At 73.7% G+C, this 19,618-nt stretch carries 20 protein-coding genes; 3 read left to right on the forward strand and 17 right to left on the reverse strand.

Annotated elements, in window-relative coordinates:
• Nucleotides 1-31 precede the first annotated feature (31 nt).
• The 10 genes from F593_RS0118360 to F593_RS0118405 all read right to left on the reverse strand — a co-directional run bounded on the left by F593_RS0118360 (nt 32) and on the right by F593_RS0118405 (nt 10,305).
• Nucleotides 32-856, reverse strand: coding sequence for a sigma-70 family RNA polymerase sigma factor (locus F593_RS0118360; protein WP_022930208.1), 825 nt, complete (start codon nt 854-856; stop codon nt 32-34).
• A 282-nt stretch (nt 857-1,138) separates the two neighbouring features.
• Nucleotides 1,139-1,969 (reverse strand): ATP-binding cassette domain-containing protein, encoded by an 831-nt coding sequence (locus F593_RS26535; RefSeq protein WP_051160583.1) that lies wholly within the window; start codon nt 1,967-1,969, stop codon nt 1,139-1,141.
• Entirely contained in the window at nt 1,966-3,195 is a 1,230-nt protein-coding gene (locus F593_RS26540) for an ABC transporter ATP-binding protein (protein ID WP_084630187.1), read from the reverse strand. Before F593_RS26540 ends, F593_RS26535 begins: the two co-directional genes overlap by 4 nt.
• On the reverse strand, nt 3,192-4,067 hold the full coding sequence (locus F593_RS0118375; RefSeq protein ID WP_022930209.1) for an ABC transporter permease: 876 nt from the start codon (nt 4,065-4,067) through the stop codon (nt 3,192-3,194). The genes F593_RS26540 and F593_RS0118375 overlap by 4 nt, the downstream gene beginning before the upstream one ends.
• Entirely contained in the window at nt 4,064-5,005 is a 942-nt protein-coding gene (locus tag F593_RS0118380) for an ABC transporter permease (protein WP_022930210.1), read from the reverse strand. Before F593_RS0118380 ends, F593_RS0118375 begins: the two co-directional genes overlap by 4 nt.
• Nucleotides 5,006-5,036: 31 nt before the next feature.
• Entirely contained in the window at nt 5,037-6,671 is a 1,635-nt protein-coding gene (locus F593_RS0118385) for an ABC transporter substrate-binding protein (RefSeq protein WP_033208286.1), read from the reverse strand.
• Entirely contained in the window at nt 6,664-7,314 is a 651-nt protein-coding gene (locus F593_RS26545; protein WP_022930212.1) for a TetR/AcrR family transcriptional regulator, read from the reverse strand. The genes F593_RS0118385 and F593_RS26545 overlap by 8 nt, the downstream gene beginning before the upstream one ends.
• A 1-nt stretch (nt 7,315) precedes the next feature.
• Nucleotides 7,316-8,374 carry a carbohydrate kinase family protein gene (locus F593_RS26550; protein WP_022930213.1) on the reverse strand — a complete coding sequence of 353 codons (1,059 nt, stop codon included), beginning with the start codon at nt 8,372-8,374 and terminating at the stop codon, nt 7,316-7,318.
• Complete coding sequence (locus F593_RS0118400) at nt 8,371-9,042, reverse strand: class II aldolase/adducin family protein (RefSeq protein WP_022930214.1); 672 nt, start codon at nt 9,040-9,042, stop codon at nt 8,371-8,373. The genes F593_RS26550 and F593_RS0118400 overlap by 4 nt, the downstream gene beginning before the upstream one ends.
• A gap of 3 nt (nt 9,043-9,045) precedes the next feature.
• Nucleotides 9,046-10,305, reverse strand: coding sequence for an aminotransferase class III-fold pyridoxal phosphate-dependent enzyme (locus F593_RS0118405; protein WP_022930215.1), 1,260 nt, complete (start codon nt 10,303-10,305; stop codon nt 9,046-9,048).
• 357 nt (nt 10,306-10,662) lie between these two features.
• On the opposite strand from F593_RS0118405, the gene F593_RS0118410 reads away from it, so the two are divergent.
• Together F593_RS0118410 and F593_RS0118415 are read left to right on the forward strand one after the other, a co-directional pair.
• On the forward strand, nt 10,663-11,316 hold the full coding sequence (locus tag F593_RS0118410) for a response regulator (protein ID WP_022930216.1): 654 nt from the start codon (nt 10,663-10,665) through the stop codon (nt 11,314-11,316).
• A 164-nt stretch (nt 11,317-11,480) separates the two neighbouring features.
• Nucleotides 11,481-11,918: a histidine kinase dimerization/phospho-acceptor domain-containing protein gene (locus F593_RS0118415; protein ID WP_022930217.1), complete on the forward strand. Its 438-nt coding sequence runs from the start codon at nt 11,481-11,483 to the stop codon at nt 11,916-11,918.
• A 27-nt stretch (nt 11,919-11,945) separates the two neighbouring features.
• On the opposite strand, the gene F593_RS0118420 is transcribed toward F593_RS0118415, so the two are convergent.
• Nucleotides 11,946-12,776, reverse strand: a complete 831-nt coding sequence (locus tag F593_RS0118420) for a fumarylacetoacetate hydrolase family protein (RefSeq protein ID WP_084630189.1) — start codon at nt 12,774-12,776, stop codon at nt 11,946-11,948.
• A gap of 234 nt (nt 12,777-13,010) precedes the next feature.
• Here F593_RS0118420 and F593_RS0118425 point away from each other — a divergent pair, with 234 nt between their 5' ends.
• Nucleotides 13,011-13,745 (forward strand): FadR/GntR family transcriptional regulator, encoded by a 735-nt coding sequence (locus F593_RS0118425; RefSeq protein ID WP_022930219.1) that lies wholly within the window; start codon nt 13,011-13,013, stop codon nt 13,743-13,745.
• On the opposite strand, the gene F593_RS0118430 is transcribed toward F593_RS0118425, so the two are convergent.
• From F593_RS0118430 to F593_RS0118455, 6 genes are read right to left on the reverse strand one after another with little or no spacing between them, the layout of a single operon-like run.
• Complete coding sequence (locus F593_RS0118430; RefSeq protein WP_022930220.1) at nt 13,721-14,563, reverse strand: amidohydrolase family protein; 843 nt, start codon at nt 14,561-14,563, stop codon at nt 13,721-13,723. The genes F593_RS0118425 and F593_RS0118430 overlap by 25 nt on opposite strands.
• The gene (locus F593_RS0118435; RefSeq protein ID WP_022930221.1) at nt 14,560-15,531 is read right to left on the reverse strand and encodes an aldo/keto reductase; all 972 of its coding nucleotides are present in this window, start codon (nt 15,529-15,531) and stop codon (nt 14,560-14,562) included. The genes F593_RS0118430 and F593_RS0118435 overlap by 4 nt, the downstream gene beginning before the upstream one ends.
• On the reverse strand, nt 15,531-15,842 hold the full coding sequence (locus F593_RS0118440; protein WP_022930222.1) for an L-rhamnose mutarotase: 312 nt from the start codon (nt 15,840-15,842) through the stop codon (nt 15,531-15,533). The genes F593_RS0118435 and F593_RS0118440 overlap by 1 nt, the downstream gene beginning before the upstream one ends.
• Nucleotides 15,839-16,900, reverse strand: coding sequence for an ABC transporter permease (locus tag F593_RS0118445; protein ID WP_022930223.1), 1,062 nt, complete (start codon nt 16,898-16,900; stop codon nt 15,839-15,841). Before F593_RS0118445 ends, F593_RS0118440 begins: the two co-directional genes overlap by 4 nt.
• Nucleotides 16,893-18,443, reverse strand: coding sequence for a sugar ABC transporter ATP-binding protein (locus F593_RS0118450; protein WP_022930224.1), 1,551 nt, complete (start codon nt 18,441-18,443; stop codon nt 16,893-16,895). The genes F593_RS0118445 and F593_RS0118450 overlap by 8 nt, the downstream gene beginning before the upstream one ends.
• 13 nt (nt 18,444-18,456) lie before the next feature.
• Complete coding sequence (locus F593_RS0118455; protein ID WP_022930225.1) at nt 18,457-19,512, reverse strand: sugar ABC transporter substrate-binding protein; 1,056 nt, start codon at nt 19,510-19,512, stop codon at nt 18,457-18,459.
• Nucleotides 19,513-19,618: the final 106 nt, after the last annotated feature.

Genomic DNA, 19,618 nt, shown 5'->3' on the forward strand with positions numbered 1-19,618 from the left:
CTCAGGTCTGCAGCCCCTGGCCCCGTGCCGCTCAGGCGATGGCGCCCGTCAGAAGCTCGGCGTGCGCGCCCAGCGCGGTGCGGAGGCGGCGGCGCAGCGTGCCGGCGATCTGGCAGACGCGGGACTCGGACACGCCGAGTGCCTCGCCGATGTCGCGGAGGCGGCGTCCCTCGACGTAGAGCATGAGGGCGACCTGGCGCTCGCGCTCGGGGAGCTGGGCGACGGCGGCGGCGACGCGGGCCTTGACCTCGTTGGCCTCGCACGCGGCGGCGGGGTCGGAGAAGCGATCGGTGCTGGCGATCGTCTCGGCACGGTCGACGGTCAGGCCGTCGGAGCCGGACACCGTGGTGGCCAGCGACTCGACCTCGCAGGTGGCGAGCTGGTCGCGGCGGCCGCGGACCTCGTCGGTCGAGCAGCCCAGGCGGGCGGCGAGCTCGGCGTCGGTGGGCTCACGGTCCAGGCGGGTGCGCAGCTCGCGGCGGGCGCCCTCGGCCTCGCGCTCCCAGCGGCGCAGCGAGCGGGGCGCCCAGTCGCGGCGGCGCAGCTCGTCGATGATGGCGCCGTTGATGCGGGTCCACGCGTACTGCTCGAGCGTGGCGCCCTTCGAGGCGTCGAAGCGCTCGATGCAGAGCACGAGGGCCTCGAAGCCGGCGGAGGCGAGGTCGTCCATCTCGCAGTACGCGGGGAGCTGGCGGACCTTGCGCCCGACGATGTGGCGGACCAGCGGGGTGAGGAGGAACACGAGCTCGTCGCGGACCGACCGGTCACCCGAGGCCTGGTAGCGCTCCCACATGGCGAGCAGCTGCTCGGAGGTGAGGCGGCGGGAGGTGCGGGTGCGGGTGGCGGCGGGGCTCATGACGGGGTCCAGGGGAAGAGGAGAGGGGGTGCGCCGGGCCGGAGACGGGGCGTCTCTGCGGCGCTGATGAGACCACCATGCAGACCGATCGGGCCGAGCGCCAGCGGTTTTGGACGTCTGGGGCGAAGTTCACCGAACTGTTCCCGGGCTGATACCGGAAACGCTGTTCCCCACTGGGTTTGCGCCACGAAACGGATCCGTTCGTGACACGCGGCCGACACCTTCGGGCGGAGCGTCAGACCCCCTGTGCGGCCGACGTCCGGGCGCCGGCCGCCGGCGTGCTCACGCCACGCCCGCCCGACCCCGCGGGTCGGGGTGCGGGTGGGCGGCGAGCAGCGCCCGGGTGTACTCGTGCTGCGGGTCGCGCAGCACGACGCCCGCGTCGCCGATCTCGACCATCCGGCCCTGGTGCATGATCGCCACCCGGTCGGCGACCTCGGCGATGACCGCGAGCTGGTGGGCGACGAAGACGATCGCCACGCCGAGCTCGTCGCGCAGGTCGAGGAAGAGGTTCAGCAGCTGCGCCTGGACGGAGACGTCGAGCGCGCTGACCGCCTCGTCCGCGATCAGGACCTCGGGCCCGACGGCGAGCGCGCGGGCCACGGCGACGCGCTGGCGCTGGCCGCCCGAGAGCTCGCGCGGCCGGCGGGCGGCGATCGTCGGGCTCAGGTGCACGCGCGCCAGCAGCTCCGTCACGAAGCGGTCGGCGTCCTCGCTGCCCGGGCGGCGGTGCACGCGGCCCGCCTCGTGCAGCGCCGTGCCGACGGTCATCCGCGGGTTCAGCGACGCGTAGGGGTCCTGGAACACCATCTGCATCCGCCGGCGCAGCTCGCGCAGGTCGGCGCCCTTCGCGGCGAGGACGTCGTCGTCGCCCAGCCGCACCGCCCCGGAGTCCGGCTCGACGAGCCGGATCAGGCAGCGCGCGAGGGTCGTCTTGCCGCTGCCGGACCCGCCGGCCAGGCCGAGGATCTCGCCGCGACCGACGGTGAACGAGACGTCGTCGACCGCGCGGTGCTCGGCGGCCTCCGCGCGGCCCACGCGCTCGCGCAGCGTGCGGCGCATCCCGAACGTCTTCGTGACGCCCTCCACGTGCAGGATCGGCTCGCCGGTCATCGTGTCGACTCCTGGTCCGTCGGCTGGGTGATCCGCGCCTCGCCCGGCGCCGGGAGGTCCCCGGGGTCCCCGGTTTGGGCCCGGGCCGCGGTCTCCGCGGCGGTCATGGCCGCGGTCGCGGCGGCGGGCTGCGGCGACACCGGGACGGCGACCGGGTCGGGCGGCGATCCCGCGACCGGGTCGAAGGGTCCCCCCACGGAGAACGGCCGCACGGGGCACGCGGTGCTCCCGGCGTCCGGCGCCGCGGCGTCGACGGGCTGCAGCACCATCGGCACCGATGTGCACCCGGGGCGCGCGTGGGCGCAGCGCGGCGCGAACACGCAGCCCGGCAGCACGTCCGTCAGCTCCGGCGGGTAGCCCGGGATGCCCTCGCGGCGGACGGGGTTGCCCGCCGACTCCATGTCGGGCACGGAATCGAGCAGCGCCTTCGTGTAGGGGTGCTGCGGGTCGGCGTAGATCCGCTCGACCGGGCCGGTCTCGACGACGTGCCCGCCGTACATCACGCAGACGCGGTCGCAGACCTGGGCGATCACGCCGAAGTCGTGCGAGACGACGAGGACGGCCATGCCGAGCTCGCGCCGCATGTCGGTGAGCAGGTCGAGGATCTGCGCCTGGGTCGTGACGTCGAGCGCGGTCGTCGGCTCGTCCGCCAGCAGCAGCCGCGGCCGCGAGGCCGTGGCCAGGGCGATCATCACCCGCTGGCGCATGCCGCCGGAGAGCTCGTGCGGGTAGGAGAGGTAGCGGCGCTCCGGGTCGGGGATGCCGACGCGTTCCAGGAGCGCGATCCCCTCGGCCCGGGCCTCGGCCTTCGACATCCCGCGATTGGCCCGCAGCGTCTCGCGCAGGTGGTCGCCGATCCGCATGACGGGGTTCAGCGAGCTGAACGGGTCCTGGTAGATCATCCCGACGTCGTGGGCGCGGAAGTCGCGCAGCTCCTTCGACGACATGGCGAGCACGTCGCGCCCCTCGAAGTCGACCGTGCCCGCCGTGACCCGCCCGGGTGCGCCGATCAGGCGCATGATCGACCGGCAGGTGAGGCTCTTGCCCGAGCCCGACTCGCCGATCAGACCGACGATCTCGCCCGGCGCGATGGTCAGGCCGACGTCCTTGACGGCCACGAGCGGAGCGTCGGCCGGGCCGAACTCGACCCGCAGGCCGTCGACGGAGAGCAGCGCGTCGGTGGTCGCGTCCGCGACGCCCGGGAGGTCCTGCGCCACGGCGGTCATGCGCCACCCCCTCGCAGCTCGCCGTCGGACAACCCGTCGCCGATCAGGCCCACCCCCACGCCGAAGACCACGAGCACGAGCCCGGGCAGGGTGGTGATCCACCAGGCGTTGAGCAGGTTCGCCTGCCCCTCGGCGATGATCGTGCCGAGCTCGGCGTTCGGGGGCTGCATGCCCAGGCCGAGGTACGACAGGCCCGCGAGCAGCAGCAGGTTCACCACGAGGTCGACCGTGGAGTAGATGAGGCTGGAGCGCATGAGGTTCGGCACGGCGTGGCGAAGGATCGCCCGCCGGCGGGTGTAGCCCAGCGCGGTCGTGGCGAGCATGAACGGCTGCTCGCGCAGGACGAGCATCTCGGACCGTGCGAGGCGGGCGTAGAGCGCCCAGGCCACGATCGGCACGCCGATCATGATCCCCGTGAGCCCCGGCCCGACGATCGCGACGATCGCGATCACCAGGACGATGAACGGGAACGCGATCGTGATGTCGATGATGCGCGAGATCACGAGGTCGACCTTGCCCCCGAAGTAGCCGGCGATGGCGCCCATGAGGACGCCGATCGGCAGCGGCACGTACGTGATGAAGAGGACGACGGCGAGGTCGATCCGCAGGCCGTAGAGGGTGCGGGAGAACACGTCGCGACCCGTGTCGTCCGTGCCCATCGGGTGCGCCAGGGACGGGCCCTGCAGCTGGGCGTTGAAGTCGAGGTCGTTCTGCCCGTAGGGGGCGAGGAGCGGGGCGAAGACCGCCGCGAACACGAGGATCCCGACGAGCACGCCGCCGATCCGGACGGGCAGCGGCTGTCGCCACACCCGGCGGAGCAGGCGGCCGGCGGCGGACGGCCGCGCGGGAGGGGTGAGGGTGGCGGTGCTCATCGCTTGGCCAGTCGGACGCGGGGATCGATGGTGGCTTGCAGCAGGTCGGTGGCGAGGCTCAGCAGGACGACGGCGGCGCCGGCGATCAGCGCGATGGCCTGCACGAGCTCGTAGTCCCGGGCGCGGACGCTCTCGACGAGCAGGGATCCGGCACCCGGGATCTGGAAGACGCTCTCGACGACGACGGTCCCGCCGATGAGGAACCCGATGTCGACGGAGAGGACGGTGATCGTCGCCATCACCGCGTTGCGCAGGGCGTGGCGGCCGACGACGCGCCACTCGCCCAGGCCGCGGGAGCGCGCCGCGTCGATGTACTCCGTCTGGAGCACCTCGAGCAGGCTGGAGCGCAGGGTCCGGACGACCACCACCGCGAGGGAGAGCCCGAGCGTGACCGCGGGCAGGGTCAGCGTGCGGAGGATCCCCCCGATCCCGCTCTCGTAGCCCGAGACGGGGAACCACTTCAGGCTCAGGCCGAAGATCAGCGCGAGCATCAGCCCGAGCCAGAACGCGGGCATCGCGAACGCGAAGGTCGTGACGAGGCGGATGCCGTTGTCGACGACGCCGTTGGGCCGCAGCGCCGCGATGATCGCCAGCGGCACGCCGATCACGAGCGCCACGAACAGGCCGTAGACGATGAGGATCGCGCTCGGCGCGAGGCGCTGGCCGATGATCTCGGTGACGGGCGCGTTCTGCGCCACGGACAGGCCGAGGTCGCCGGTGACGACGCCGCCGAGGAAGTCGCCGAACTGCGTGAGCAGCGGCCGGTCGAGGCCGAGCTGGCCGCGCACCTCGGCGACCGCCTCCGGGGTCCCGCGGCCGCCCAGCGCGAGCTGGACGGGGTCGCCGGGGACGAGGTGGATCATGAAGAAGGTGACGACCGCGAGCCCGAAGAGGACTCCGACGCTCAGGGCCAGTCGGCGGAGGACGTAGAGGGTCATGGGGCTCCTGGGCTCGCGGTCGCCGGGGGGGCTAGCGGCTCGCCTTGGCGGTGGTCAGCCAGGTGTTCTCGAGGTGGTCGGCCCCGAGCGCGTTGATGTCGGTGCCGCACACGTTCGTGCGGTGCGCGGTGATCGACGGCAGGTTGATGACGTTGATGACCGGGGTCTGGTCGAGCATCGCCTTCTGGATCACGGGCCACTGCTTCGCGCGCTCCGCCTCGTCGGGCGTCGTCGCGAACGTCTTGACCATCTTCGTGATCGCCGGGTCGCTCCAGTTCGAGAAGAACCCGTTCGTGCCGCTCGCCGGGTCCGCGAGGAAGCCCGCGTACTCGTCGGGGACCGTCAGGTCGCTCGTGAACTGGGCGTACGGGATCGTCATGTCGTAGTCGCCCGAGTTGAAGCGGTCGGTGCCGGTGGCGCCGTCCTCCTCGATGAGCTTGACCTTGATGCCGATCTGGCCCCACTGGTTCTGCAGCAGCAGGCCGAGCTGCTTGTAGTAGTCGTAGCCCGCGGGGTACTGCAGGGTCGTCGAGAAGCCCTGCGCGTGCTTCGACTTGGCCATCTCGGCCTTCGCCTGGGCGAGGTCGAACGGGTACGGCGGGACCTGGTCGGCGCCGGCGTCGTACTTCAGGGGCGGCAGGACGCTGTTGGGCACGGAGCCGGCGCCCTTGAAGATGCCGTTCTTGATCTGGTCGCGGTCCAGGGCGAGCTGCATCGCCTTGCGGACGTTGAGGTCGGCCAGCGGCGCGCGCTTGTGGTTCAGCCACAGCCCGACGAACTGCGGGACCTTCGTCTGCTGCAGGACGACGTTCTTGTCGGCCTTGAGCGGGTCGATCTGCGAGAAGGGGACGCCGTCGGCGATCTGCGCCTGGTCGTTCTTCAGCGCCAGCAGGCGGCTGTTGGAGTCCGAGGCGAAGTTGAACCGGACCTCGTCGAGGTACGGCTTGCCGTCCTCCCAGTAGTGCGGGTTGCGCTCGAAGGCGATGTACGAGCCGCGGACGAACTTCTTCAGGCGGTAGGGGCCGGTGCCGACGGGCGTCTTCCAGAACGCGTCCCCCTGCTCCTCGACCAGCTTCTTCGGCACGATGAAGGCCGGGAAGATCGAGATGTTGTAGAGGAAGGCCGCGACGGGCTCCGTCAGGTCGACCCGCACGGTGGAGTCGTCCACGACGGTCGCCTTGTCGTAGCCCACGGCCACGACGCTGAGGATCTGGTTGATCTTGGGGTCGCCGAAGCGGTCGAGCGAGAACTTCACGTCCTCGGCCGTGAGCGGGTCGCCGTTGGAGAACTTGACGCCCTGGCGCAGCTTGAAGGTGTAGGTCTTGCCGCCGTTGCTGACCTCCCAGCTCTCGGCCAGGCCGGGCAGCAGCTCGTCGCCGCCCTTCGGGTCCGCGCGGGTCAGCCCGTTGTAGAGCAGCTCGCTGGCGAAGATGTCGCCGTTGCCGTTGCGCAGGTCGATCGGGTTCAGCGACTGCGTCTCCGCCTGACGGGAGTAGACGAGCGAGCCGCCCTTGACGGGGGCCGCCTTGCACTCCGCCGCGACGGCCGTGCCGCCGGCGGCGTCGAACTTGGCGGGGTCCGATCCTCCGGACGAGCCGCCTCCGCAGGCCGTGAGTCCGAGGGTCGCCACGAGCCCACCCGCTACCGCGATACCGGAACTACGCATGTGTGTCTCCTTGTGGGGTTGGGGGCGACGGGGACCCGTCGCGGTCCGTACGGCTGCAGCTGAGGGCCTCGAACTCCTGGTCGACGAACGCCACCTGGCGCTCGCGCGTGACCTGGGAGTTGGGCAGCACCGCGTGAAGGGAGACGCCGTCGATGAACGCCAGCAGGCGCTCCGCGACGTCGTGGGCGGGGGCGTCGTCGCCCAGCTCGCCGCGCTCGCGTGCCTCGTCCACGAGGTCGGCCAGCCGGTCGACCAGCAGCGGGCCGCGGCGCCACTGCTCCGGCGGCTGGCCGTCCGTGACGAGCCGGCGGCTCCAGTAGTTGATGAGCAGGCGCGTCTCGCGCTCCCGCTCGTCGTCCAGCGGCAGGTTGTCGAGCACGAGCTCGCGCAGGGCGGCGAGGCCGTGGAGGCCCTCGAGCTTCTCCTCCCACCGCGCCGCGATCCGCTCGTGCACGAGCCGCAGGGCGGAGATCAGGATGTCGTCCTTGTCGGCGAAGTAGTGCGCGAGCACGCCGGAGGACCACCCCGTCTCCTTCGCGATGGAGCGGATCGTCGTGCGCTCGATGCCGTCGCGCGCGATCACGCGCCAGACGGCCTCGAGCAGCTCCTCGCGCCGCTCGTCGCGGTCGACGTTCTTCGGCATCTCAGGCGCTCCCGACCGGCCGGGCGGCGAGGTCGCCGCGGGTCGGATCGCCGGGGACGATCGGGGCGGTGCGGTACGGGTTGTCGGTCATGTAGGCGACAGCCTCCCCCACCGTCCGGGCGCCGGCGTCCGAGCCCAGGCCGCGCATCGTCAGTCCGGCGGTGGCACCGCCGAAGCGCGCCGCGTCGTCGATGGACCAGCCCGCGCAACGCGCGACGATCGTCCCCGCGCAGAACGCGTCACCGCAGCCCGTCGTGTCGACCACGGGCGCGTCGTGCGCCGGCAGGGTACGCAGACCCTCGTCGTCGGCGATCAGGCAGCCGTCGCCGCCGCGCTTGACGATCACCCGTGCCGCACCGAGCTCGCGGAACCGGCGCGCGGCCTCCGCGGCCGTGGACACCCCGGCGATCGCGAGCGCCTCGCCCTCGTTGGGCATGAACAGGTCGACGTGCGGCAGCGCCTGCGCGAGGACGTCGATCGCGTCGGGGCGCTTGACGCCCAGGCAGTCCGCCGTGGTCATGGCCCCCGCCGCGCGCGCCCGCTCGAGCAGCTCGGCCGCCGGGGCGCCGTCCATCGCCGGCAGCGCGGTCAGGCCGCCGAGGTGCAGCGCGTCGAGCCCGTCCAGGCGGTCCCACGGCACGTGCTCCGTGCCGAACAGCGCGTTGGCGCCGCGGACGTGCCACGCCGGGCGGCTGCCGTCGGGGTGGATCGGCAGGATCGTCGCGGAGGTCTGGACCGCGTCCGTCCGGGTCAGGCCAGAGACGTCGACGTCCTCGCGGCGCAGGCTGTCGAGCAGGAAGTCGCCGAGCGCGTCGACGCCGATGGCCCCGACGGCGAGCACCTGCGCGCCGAGCCGGGCGAGGTCGACGGCGGTGCCGCCGGCCGTGCCCGCGGGGGTCATCCGGATCTCGTCGAGCGGGTGCGAGCCCTGGCCGACGGGCAGCGCCGAGACGGGTCGGCCGAGCACGTCCACGATGTAGATGCCGACGCTGGCCACCCGCGGGCGGGCCGCGACGAGGGCGTCGACGTCGAGCGCCGCGGCGTCGAAGGCGGCGCTCACGACGGCTCCGTCAGGGAGTAGCGCAGCGCCCGGCTCTGCTGGACCGTGCGGTCGAGGTCGTCGGCGGAGAGCAGCTTGGGCGAGCCCGCGACCGTCGCGTGGTAGGCGACGGAGCAGAGCCACTCGAGCTGCAGGGCCAGGTCGACGGCCCCGTCGATCGTGTCCGCCGCCACGACGGCGCCGTGGTTGGCGAGCAGCACGCCCCGCCGGCCCTCGAACGCCGCGCCGACGGACGCCGCGAGCTCGTCGGAGCCGAAGATCGCGAAGGGCACGACCCGCACGGGCCCGCCGAACGCGGTCAGCCCGTAGTGGATGGCCGGCAGCTCGTCGACGAGCGTGCCGAGCACCGTGGCGAAGTGCGAGTGCGTGTGCACGACGGCCCGCGCGTCGGTCGCGGCGTAGACGGCGCGGTGCAGCGCGGCCTCGGACGTGGGCTCGGAGTCCGTGGGGTGGTCGTCGGCGACGGACCCGTCGGCGAGCGCGACCTCGACGCAGTCCTCCGGGTCGATCGCTCCGAGCTTCGCCCGGCGCGGCGTCACGAGGACGCGCTCGCCGCGGCGCACGCTCAGGTTGCCGGACGCCCCGACGACGAGGCCGCTCTCGGCGACCGCGCGGGCCGCGACGACCAGCGCGTGCCGGTCGTCCGCGGTGATGGGGTCGAGGGACATGGGTCAGTCGGCCCCGTAGACGCCGCGGAGCGTCGCGAACGCCTCGTCCGTGCGCTCGAGCGCGGCGTCGATCGAGGCCGCGTCGTGCGCGGCGCTGAGGAACCAGTTGTGGACGGGGTGCAGGAACACGCCGTTCTGGGCGCACTCCCCGGTCCAGCGCTTCGCGCGCTCGAACGTCGCGTCCCCCGCGAAGGAGAGGAAGGGCAGCTGGGGCGGGCCGGAGACGGTGACCTGCAGCCCATGGGCGGCGGCCTGCGCGGCCAGGCCGTCCTGGAACCGCTGCCCCGAGTCGCGCATCGTGCCGATGCCGTCCGTCTCGCGCAGCACGTTGATCGTCGCGACGGCCGCGGCCATCGGCGCCCCCGCCATCCAGAAGGAGCCCGTCGCGGTGACGCCCGAGGCCGCCTCGCGGAACGCCTCGGCGCCGAGCAGCACCGCCAGCGGGTGGCCGTTGGCCAGCGACTTGCTCCACGCGCTGAGGTCGGCGCGCACGCCGAGGGCCTCCCACGAGCCGCGCAGGTCGAGCCGCAGGCCGCAGCGGACGTCGTCGACGATGAGCGCCGCGCCGACGCGGTCGCAGACGGCGCGGACCCCGCGGGCGAACTCCGGGTCGGCCGGCTCGAGGTCGCGGAAGACGTCGTGGCGGATCGGCGTGACGACGATCGCGGCGACGTCGTCCTCGCCGGCCTCGGCCACCGCGGCCTCCACCGACGCGAGGTCGTTGTAGTCGAAGAAGACCGTGTTGGCGTGGTCCTCCGGGGTCATGCCCGAGACGCCGGGACGCGACGACCAGCCCGCGATGCCGTGGTAGCTGTTGTTCGCGACGAGGACCTTGCGGTGCCCCGTCGCGGCGCGGGCGACGACGACGCCGAGCGTCGTGACGTCGTTGCCGTTCTTGGCGAACATCGTCCAGTCCGCGTGCGGGACCTGGTCGACGAGCAGCTCGGCCAGCTCGACCATGTGCGGGGTCGGGCCGTTGAGCACGTCGCCCGTCGCCATCGCCGCCGTGGCCGCGGCGTCGACGACCGGGTGGGCGTGCCCGAGCAGGATCGGCCCCCAGGAGCACATGAAGTCGAGGTACTCGCGGCCGTCGACGTCCCAGATGCGGCAGCCCTCGCCGCGGGCGAAGAACTGGGGGTAGCCCTCGGGCATGTGCCGGGCGTTCAGGTGGCCGTACATGCCACCCGGCACGACGCGCTGTGCCCGGAGCCGGAGCTCCGAGTCGTTGGCGCCCACGGTGGTGGCGAGGGGGGTGGTGGTCACGGCTCTCTCTTCTCCTGTTCGGCCCCCAGGTCCGGCGGCTGGGGGTTTTATCTCAGACGTCCGAAATAAAGTCAATGTGACCGATGTCGCAAAGCGCTTGGACGTCTGGCCAGGAGGGCCGGTGCGGGCAGCGGCCCCGAAGAGCCACACCGCCCGGGTTCGCCGCGCCACCCGTCCGGCACTGCGTCGACCGCGACCGCCCGCACCGGCCTGACGCTTCCGGGGCCGCGCGCTCTCCCGTGAAGCGACCCTCGAGCGTTCACCCCCGCGGATTCAGTCACCCGAAACTTGCAAAGGCTGCGAAGTTGCGTATCCTGCAGCAATGACCCCGGCACCGGCGTCGCGGACGCGCCGACCATGACCACGTCCTCGTCCGTCGCCGACCGCGCCCGTGGGCGCCGCCGCACCCTCCTGAACACCGTCCTGGGCACCTGCGCGCCGGCCGGCCGGCCGGGTGCTCGCCGTGTGCCCGGCAGCCGCTCCGTCCTCCCCGCCGACGCCGCGACGGGGCGCCGCGCCGCGCCTACCGGCCCCGCCGACGTCGCGATCGCCGCGCTGGACGGCGCGCTCCTGCGGGACGGCGGTCAGCCCTCCGCGGGCACGCCCGAGGGGGCCGCCGGGCCGCGGGCCGCGCCCGTCCGCGCGTTCCTGCTGCTCGGCAACCTCGGCCCCGGGCCGCGGGTGATCGCCGGGGCGCTCGGCGCGACCGGACGGATCGTCGTCGCCGGCGCCTCCTCCGACCCGGTGACGGGCATCGAGGACGCCGCGCTGCTGACCCCCGAGGTCGTCGTGGTCGACCGCTTCGTCGGGCTGACGAACGGCCTGGCCGTCGCCCGCCACCTGCACGGCGACCTGCCGCACGCGGCGATCGTCGTACGCACCCCGTGGCCCGACGCCGACCGCCACGACGCGGGCCGCGCCGGGGCCGCGGCCACCGTCGACATCGCGGCGACCATGGACGAGCTCGCCGCCGCGATCGTCGCGGCCGACCCGCGCCGCGCCGCCGCCTGAGCGGGCTGCCGGTGCGGGCCGCCGGTCGACGGCGGGCCGGCCCGGCGGGACGCGGCTGAGAAACGGAACGCGTCGATACCGAATCGACGCACGACGGACCGCGCATCGCCACCCGGCGGCGCCATCTTTGTTGTCCGAGACGCGTCCCCGTCCCGCCCCGAACCATGCTCCTCGCCTCCTCCGCCGACATCTCCCTCCTCTCCGCCCCGTCGGCCGCCCCGGCGACCGGGCCCGGGGGCGACCCCTCGCCCGCCGACCTCGCCCGCATGACGGCCGACGCGGCCGCCGGTGCCGCCGCGATGGCCGCGCGCCTCGAGGAGCTCGGCCGCCTGCAGGCCCTCGTCATCTCGACGACCGCCCACGACATGCGCACGCCGCTGACCGTGATGCGCGCCCACTGCGACATGCTCGCCGACCGCGCCGACGAGCTCGACACGGACACGCAGGCCTCGCTCGCGGCGATCAGCGGCGCCGTGGCGCGCCTGCAGGAGACGAGCGACCGGCTCGTCCACGAGCTGCGGGGCAGCGCCGGCGGCGCCGAGGACGCGCTGCGCGAGTGGCTCGCCCTCGAGCCGGGCTCGCAGCGCACCCGTCCCGCCTGAGGCGGCGCGCCCCGAAGGCGCGCCCGCTCAGCCCACGACCACGGGGTTGCGGAGCGTGCCGATGCCGCCGACCTCGGTCTCGAGCGTCTCCCCCGAGCGCAGGTAGCGCGGCGGGTCGAGGAACGCGCCGCAGCCCCACGGGGTGCCCGTCAGCAGCAGGTCGCCGGGCAGCAGCGTGAAGGAGTGCGAGCAGAACGAGATCAGCTCGGCCACGCCGAAGAGCATCTCCGCCGTCGACGAGTCCTGGACGGTCTCGCCGTCGATCCGCGTTCGCAGCGTCGCCGCCTGCGGGTCGCCGAACTCCTCCGGGGTCACGACGACGGGGCCGATCGGGCAGAACGTGTCGAGGCTCTTGCCGCGCACCCACTGGCCGTCGGCGAACTGCACGTCGCGGGCCGACACGTCGTTGGCCGCGGTGTAGCCGAAGACGGCGTCCAGCGCGTCCTCGACGGCGACGCGCGTGGTCGGCCGGCCGATCACCACGCCGAGCTCGACCTCCCAGTCCACCTGCTCGGTGATCGCGGGATCGATGCGGATCGTGTCCGTCGGCCCGATGATGCTCGACCGCAGCTTCGTGAACACGAGGGGGCGCGTCGGGCGCTCCATCCCCGTCTCCCGGATGTGGTCCAGGTAGTTCAGGCCGATGCAGACGATGGACGCCGGCCGCAGGGGAGCCAGCACCGCCGCGTCGTCGGCCACGGGCCCGCCGGGGGCGAGCGCGGCCTGACGCTCCGCCTCGGGCAGCGCCAGGATGTCGGACAGCGTGCGCCCCGCGCCACCCGAGGCCAGCCGCGGGCCCTCGGGCTCGTGGACGACCACGTGGGGGGCTCCCTGATGTTCGATCGTGCTGTACCGCATGCGTCGTCCTCCGATGGTGGTCCGTCGGGGCCCGCGACGGTCGGCCGCGGGCCGGCGGGCCGCCCGCCGCCGCGGCGGGGCCGCGGGGACGGCGCTCCCGCGCTCCGGCCGCCAGTATCTGCGGCGGGGACGCACGGTGTCAAGCCAGACATCGGATGATTCGGGGCCACATCCGCCCCACGCCGCCGTCGCGTCCGGATAGGGTGCCTCCAGACCTCGGAGGTCTCTTTCAGCATGAGTGTCACGGACCAGGCGATCGAGAAGATCAAGGCGATGATCATCGGGGGCGAGCTCGGCCCGGGTGATCGCCTGCCCAAGGAGTCCGACCTGGCCGCCCGGCTCGGCCTGTCGCGCAACTCGCTGCGCGAGGCCGTGCGCGCGCTCTCCCTGATCGGGCTGCTCGAGACGCGCCAGGGCGACGGCACGTACGTCACGAGCCTCTCCCCCGACGTGCTGCTCGAGACGATGGCCTTCGTCGCCGACCTGCACCAGGCCGACACGGTGCTGCAGGTGCTCGAGGTCCGGCGGGTCCTCGAGGCCGCCGCCACGGCGCTGGCGGCGCAGCACATCACGGACGACGAGCTCGAGACGCTCGCCGGCCTGATCGAGGAGATGCGCACGTTCGACACCGTCGAGGACCTCGTCGAGAACGACCGCACGTTCCACCGCACGATCGCGGCCGCCTCCGGCAACCCCGTACTCGCGTCGCTGCTCGAGAGCTTCTCCGGCCGGACGAGCCGGGCGCGGGTGTGGCGCGGCGTGACGCAGGCCGACGCGATCGAGCGCACCGCGCGCGAGCACGAGGCCCTGTTCTCCGCCCTGCGCCGCCGCAACCCGGACCTCGCGCACGCCTGGGCCACCGCGCACGTCGCGGGCGTCGAGGAGTGGCTGCAGGCGGCGGGCCCGGCGGTGGACCTCTCCCAGGAGCCGCCGGCCGACGCCGGTCAGGCGCCGCCGGACACGCCGTAGAACGCCGCAGCGTTGCCGCCGAGCACCGCGGCCTGCTCGGCCTCCGGCAGTCCGGCGACGGTCGCGCGCACGAAGGCGAGCGCGTCGGCGTGCCCCGCCGTCAGCGTGCAGACGGGCCAGTCGCTCCCGGCGATGCAGCGCTCCGGCCCGAACCTCCGGAGCAGCGCGGCGGCCCACGGGGCGGCGGCGTCCCACGACGCCTGGGAGCCCGTCAACGTCCCCATCCCGGAGAGCTTGCACGCCACGCCCGGCAGGGCGGCCAGCGCGTCGACGCCGTGCCACCACGCGTCGAGGTCGCCCTGCAGCGGCGGCTTGCCCCCGTGGTCGAGGACCGCCCGCAGGCCCGGCGTCGCCGCAAGGGCCCGCGCCGCGGAGGCGAGCTGGTCGGGGCGCACGAGCACGTCGAAGGTCAGGCCCGCGTCGGCGACGGCGCGCAGGCCCCGCAGCACGGCGGGGCGCTCGAGCCAGGCGGGATCGGGCTCGTCCTCGACCTGGTGGCGGACGCCGCGCAGCAGCGCGCCGTGGGGTCCGGCCCGCAGGGCCGCGAGGTGCTCGGGGAGCGCCGAGTCCTGCAGGTCGGCCCAGCCGACGACGCCCGAGATCAGCCCGTCCGAGGCGCCGGCCGTGGCCAGCAGCGCCGTGGTCTCCTCCGCGCTGCCCGTCGCCTGGACGAGCACGGTCGCGGTGACGCCGGAGGACGCCAGTGCGCCGCGCAGGTCGTCGAGGCCGTAGCGGCGGGCGAGCTCCCCGACCTCCGGACCCATCCACGGGTACTCCCGCTCGGCCGGGTCCCACAGGTGCACGTGGGCGTCGATCATGCGCGGGCCCCGTCGGGGTGCGACAGCGGGCGCAGCTCCTTCCACAGCGCCTCGGGCACGTCGGCGGCGAAGGCCGCGGCGTTCGCGCGGACCTCGTCGGCGGAGCGCGCGCCGATCAGCACCGACGCCACCGCGGGGTCCCGCAGGGGGAACCGCATCGCCGCAGTGGCCGTGGCGACGCCGTGGGCAGCGCAGCGCTCGCCGATCCGCGCGGCGCGCGCCAGGACGTCGTCCGACGCGGGCGCGTAGTCGAACGTGGCCCCGGGCCGGGGGTCCAGCAGCACCCCGCTGTTGAAGACGCCGGCGGCGATCACGGAGACGCCGCGCTCGGCGCAGAGCGGGAGCAGGTAGTCGGCGCCCGAGCGGTCCAGCAGCGTGTAGCGCCCCGCCAGGAGCACGCAGTCGACGTCGGTCTCGCGCACGATCCGCGCCAGCGGGCCGGCGGCGTTCATCCCGGCCCCGACGGCCCCGATCACGCCCTCGTCGCGCAGCTCCAGCAGGGCGGGCAGCGCCTCGGCGATCGCCTGGTCGAGGTGGTCGTCCGGGTCGTGGACGTGCAGGACGTCGACGCGGTCGAGCCCGAGCCGTTCCAGGCTGGCCTCGAGGGAGCGGCGCACGCCGTCCGCGGAGAAGTCGAACGCGACTCCGCGTCCCCGGGTGTCGGCGAAGATCCCGACGCCCCCGCCCTCGCCCTCGTCGCGGGGGACGACGAGCCGGCCGACCTTCGTGCACACGACGAGCTCGTCGCGCGGACGGCCGCGCAGCGCCGTCCCGAGCCGCTCCTCGGCCCGCCCGGCGCCGTACTGCGGGGCGGTGTCGAAGGTGCGCACGCCGGCGTCCCAGGCCGCGTCGACCGTGGCGCGGGCGTCGTCCTCGGGGACGGGCCGGAACATCCCGCCCAGGGGCGCGGTGCCGAGCGCCAGCGCCGTCACGGGGACGGCGGTGCGGCCCAGGGTGCGGGCCTCCATCACAGGCTCCACACGACGGGCAGGGTCTGCGCGTCGCCGCCCGGGCCGTACTCGTGGCGCACGGCGAGCAGCGCGCCGATCCGCTCCTGCCACGCCACGTTGACGGGCAGGTCGGCGAGCTGCGCGAGCATCGCGGCGTAGTCGTCGCACTCGACGACGTGGAACAGCTCGAGGCCGCTGCGCCAGATCGTCCACTCCTGCACCCCGGCCGCGCGGATCGCCGCGGGCAGCTCGCCCGAGAGCTCGGCGTGGGCCCGGTCGTACTCCTCCTCGGCGCCGGGCTTCAGCCGGGTGTGCAGGGCGACCCTCACGCCTGGCTCCGCCCGCTGGTGATGCGGGAGAGGATGAGCGCGAAGAGGATGATCCCGCCGTAGATCGCCTTGATCCAGAACGGCTCGACGTGCGCCAGGGTGAGCAGGTTGTCGACCATCGACAAGAGCAGCACGCCGCAGAGCGCGCCGAAGATCGTGCCGCGTCCGCCGTCGAGGCTGACGCCGCCGATCACGGCCGCGGCGAACACGGTGAAGATCATGCCGTCGCCGAGGTTCGCGTCGATCGCGCCGATGCGGCCCGCGAGCACGAGGCCGGCCAGCGCCGCGAGCATGCCGCCGATGACGAAGACGAAGAACGCGATGCGATCGACGCGGATGCCCGCGGCGCGCGCCGCGTCGGCGTTGCCGCCGATGGCGTAGAGCGCGCGGCCCGCGCGGTGGTAGCGCAGCACGAGCCCGGCGATCAGGAACGCCACGCCGGCGATCCAGGCCGAGATCGGCACCCCGACGAACGTGCCGGAGCCGATCGTGAAGAACGCCTCCGGGGCGTCGAACAGCGTCTTGCCCTCCGTCGTGCCGACCTGCACGCCGCGGAGGATCGTGAGCATCGCGAGGGTGACCACGAACGCGTTGAGCCCGAGCTTCACGGTCAGGAACCCGTTGATCACGCCGACGACGGCGCCCACGAGCAGGATCACCACGATGCCGACCCATACGGGCAGCTCCGTGCCGAACCCGGCGGCGGCCGCGGGGATCACGAGCATGATCCCGAGCGCGGGGGCCAGCCCGGCGGTCGACTCGAGCGAGAGGTCGAACTTGCCCGTGAGCAGGATCAGCGTCTCGGCGAGCACCAGGAGCGCCAGCGCGGACGCGGCCCCCAGGACGTTGAGCAGGTTGTTGCCCGTCAGGAACGTGCCGTTGATCAGGCCGCCCACGACGAGGATGACGACCAGCGCCGGCACGAGGGCCAGGTCGCGGTAGCGCGCCAGGCGCGGCGCCGAGCGCGGGCGATCCGTCCCCCCGGTCTGCGGCGGCGTCGCCGGCGGTGTCCCGTGGACCGCGGCCGGGGCCGTGATCGTCGAAGCCGATTCACTCATGGGTCTCCTCCACTCCCTCGATGTGCGCGACGAGCGCGCCGTCCTGCCATCCCGCCTGGAGCTCCGCCGTCAGCGTGCCCTTGTGCAGCACCACGACGCGGTCGCAGGGCCGCAGGTCGTCGAGCTCGTCCGAGACGATCACGACCCCCGTCCCCGTGTCCCGCACGCGGTCGACCATGCCGAGCAGCGACTCCTTGCTCTTCACGTCGACCCCGGCCGTGGGGTTGATCAGCACCAGCGCCTTCGGGTCCGACGCGAGTGCACGCGCCATCACGACCTTCTGCTGGTTGCCGCCCGACAGGCCCTCGACGGGCTGGTCGGGGCCGGCCGTCACGATGCCGAGCGCCTCGATCCGCTCGCGCGCCCAGGCGCGCTGCTTCGCGGGCGAGATGAACCCGTGTCCGGGGCCCAGGCGGCCCGCGATCGTCATCGACGCGTTCTCCGCCACCGAGAGCTCGGGGACGATCCCCTGGCGGTGGCGGTCCTCCGGGACGAATCCGACGCCGGCCTTCAGCGCCTCTCGGACCCCTCCGCCGCGCAGCGGCTGGCCGTCGACCTCGACGGTGCCCGCCTCCGGCTTGCGCAGGCCCGCGAGCGTCTCCGCCAGGGCCACCTTGCCGCTGCCGCTGGCGCCCGCGATCCCGACGACCTCGCCGGCCTTCAGCGCGAAGTCGATCCCGGCGAACTCCGGGGCCGTGAGCCCCTTGGCCTGCAGCACGACCGGCTTGCCTTCCCCGGCGCCGACGCGGGGGCTCGGCAGCGTCAGGCCGCCCGGCTCGCCCGTCATCGCGTCGATCAGCGCGGCCTTGTCGAGCTCCTCCACCGGGCTGGTGACGATGTGCCGCGCGTCGCGGTAGACCGTCACGGCCTGGCAGACCTCGTAGACCTCGGCGAGGTGGTGCGAGATGAAGAGGAACGTGACGCCCTCGGCCTGCAGCACCCGCATCTGCTCGAACAGCCGGTTGATGGCGCGGCCGTCGAGCTGCGCGGTCGGCTCGTCGAGCACGATGAAGCGCGCCCCGAACGACAGCGCCCGGGCGATCTCGACGAGCTGGGTGGCCTCGACGGTGAGGTCGCCCGCGATCGCGTCGACGTCGACGTCGACGCGCCAGCGGTCCAGCAGCTCGCGCGCCTCGGCGCGCAGGCGTCCCCAGCGGATCCGCCGGCCGGCCGGCGCCTGGCGGTTGAGGAAGATGTTCTCGGCCACGGTCAGCCCGGGCACGACCGTCGAGTGCTGGTAGACGCAGGCGACACGGGTCTGCCACGCGGCGCGGTCCGTGAGCGCGGGGGCGTCCTCGCCCGCGAACCGCACGGTCCCGGCGTCGGGGCGGCCCAGTCCCGTGAGGATCTTCACGAGCGTCGACTTGCCGGCGCCGTTCCGGCCGACGAGCGCGTGCGACTCGCCGGGCTCGACGCGCAGGCGCACGTCGTCCAGCGCGACGACCGGGCCGTAGCGCTTCGTGATGCCCACGGCCTCCACGACCGGGAGCCCGGCGGGCGCGCCGGCGGCCGGCGCGCCCTCGGTGATGGATGCGGTGCTCATCGCGACGTCCGGGTCAGCTCTTCGTGTTGCCCCACAGCGCCGGATCGTCCACGTTCTCCTTCGTGACGAGCGGCGCGGGGAGCTGGTCCTCGAGGTTGCCGTTGGGCAGCTTCACGATCGTGCTGTCGTGGTCGGTCTTGCCCGGCTTGAACGTCTCGCCCGCCATGGCGCGCTTGAGGTAGTCCAGCCCGTACTGCGCGTACGTGTCCGCCGGCTGCGAGACCGTGGCGTCGATGGTGCCGGCGCGGATCGCGTCGAGCTCCTGCGGGATGCCGTCGTTGGAGATGATCGTGATGTGGCCCTTCTCGCCGGCCTTCTTCAGGGCACCGGCGCGCTTCAGGGTCTGCAGCGTCGGGGCGAGGTACACGCCACCGGCCTGCATGTAGATGCCCTTGATGTCGCGGTTCTGGGCGTAGAGGCTCTCGAGCCCGGCCGCGGCCTTCTCCGACTCCCAGTCGGCGGGGATCTGCAGGACCTCCATGTCCGGGTAGTCCTGCTTCATGCAGTCGCGGAACGCCTCGGAGCGCTCGCGGCCGTTGATGGAGGACAGGGCGCCCATGATCTGGACGACCTTGCCGGACTTGATCTCGTCGCCGAGGAACTTGCAGGCCTTCTGGCCGTACGCGACGTTGTTCGCGCGCACGACCATCGCGACCTTGCCCTTCTCGGGCGCCACGTCGACGCTGACGACGGGCACGTCCTTGCGCTCGGCGAGCTTGAGGGCCGCGCCGATGGCGGCGCTGTCCAGCGGGGCGACGACGAGGCCCTTGATGCCCTGACTCAGCAGGTTCTGGATGTCCGTGATCTGCTGGGCCGGCTTGCCGTCGGCGTTGACGGCGGGGAGCGCGTCGACGCCGAGCTCCTTCGCCTTCTCCGGGACGTAGGCGCTGTAGGCCTGCCAGAACGGCGAGGTCAGCAGCGGCAGCTCGACGCCGACCTTGCCGCCGCCGCCCGAGCCGCCGGAGGCGCCCGCGTTGCTCGTGTCCTCGCCGCCGCTGCCGCAGCCCGTCGCTGCCAGGGCGATGGCCGTCAGGCTCGCGATCGTGCCCAGTGTCTTCCGTACGCGCATTCGGTGTTCCTCTCTCCGTGGTTTCCCTCCCCCCGGCGCGGTGCGACCGCTGGCCGCTTCCGCCGCCGGGCTCCTCCAGACCCTCCGCCGCGTCGCGCGGCGCTCC

The sequence above is a fragment of the Patulibacter americanus DSM 16676 genome, assembly GCF_000420025.1.
In the GTDB taxonomy this organism is placed as follows: Bacteria; Actinomycetota; Thermoleophilia; order Solirubrobacterales; family Solirubrobacteraceae; genus Patulibacter; species Patulibacter americanus.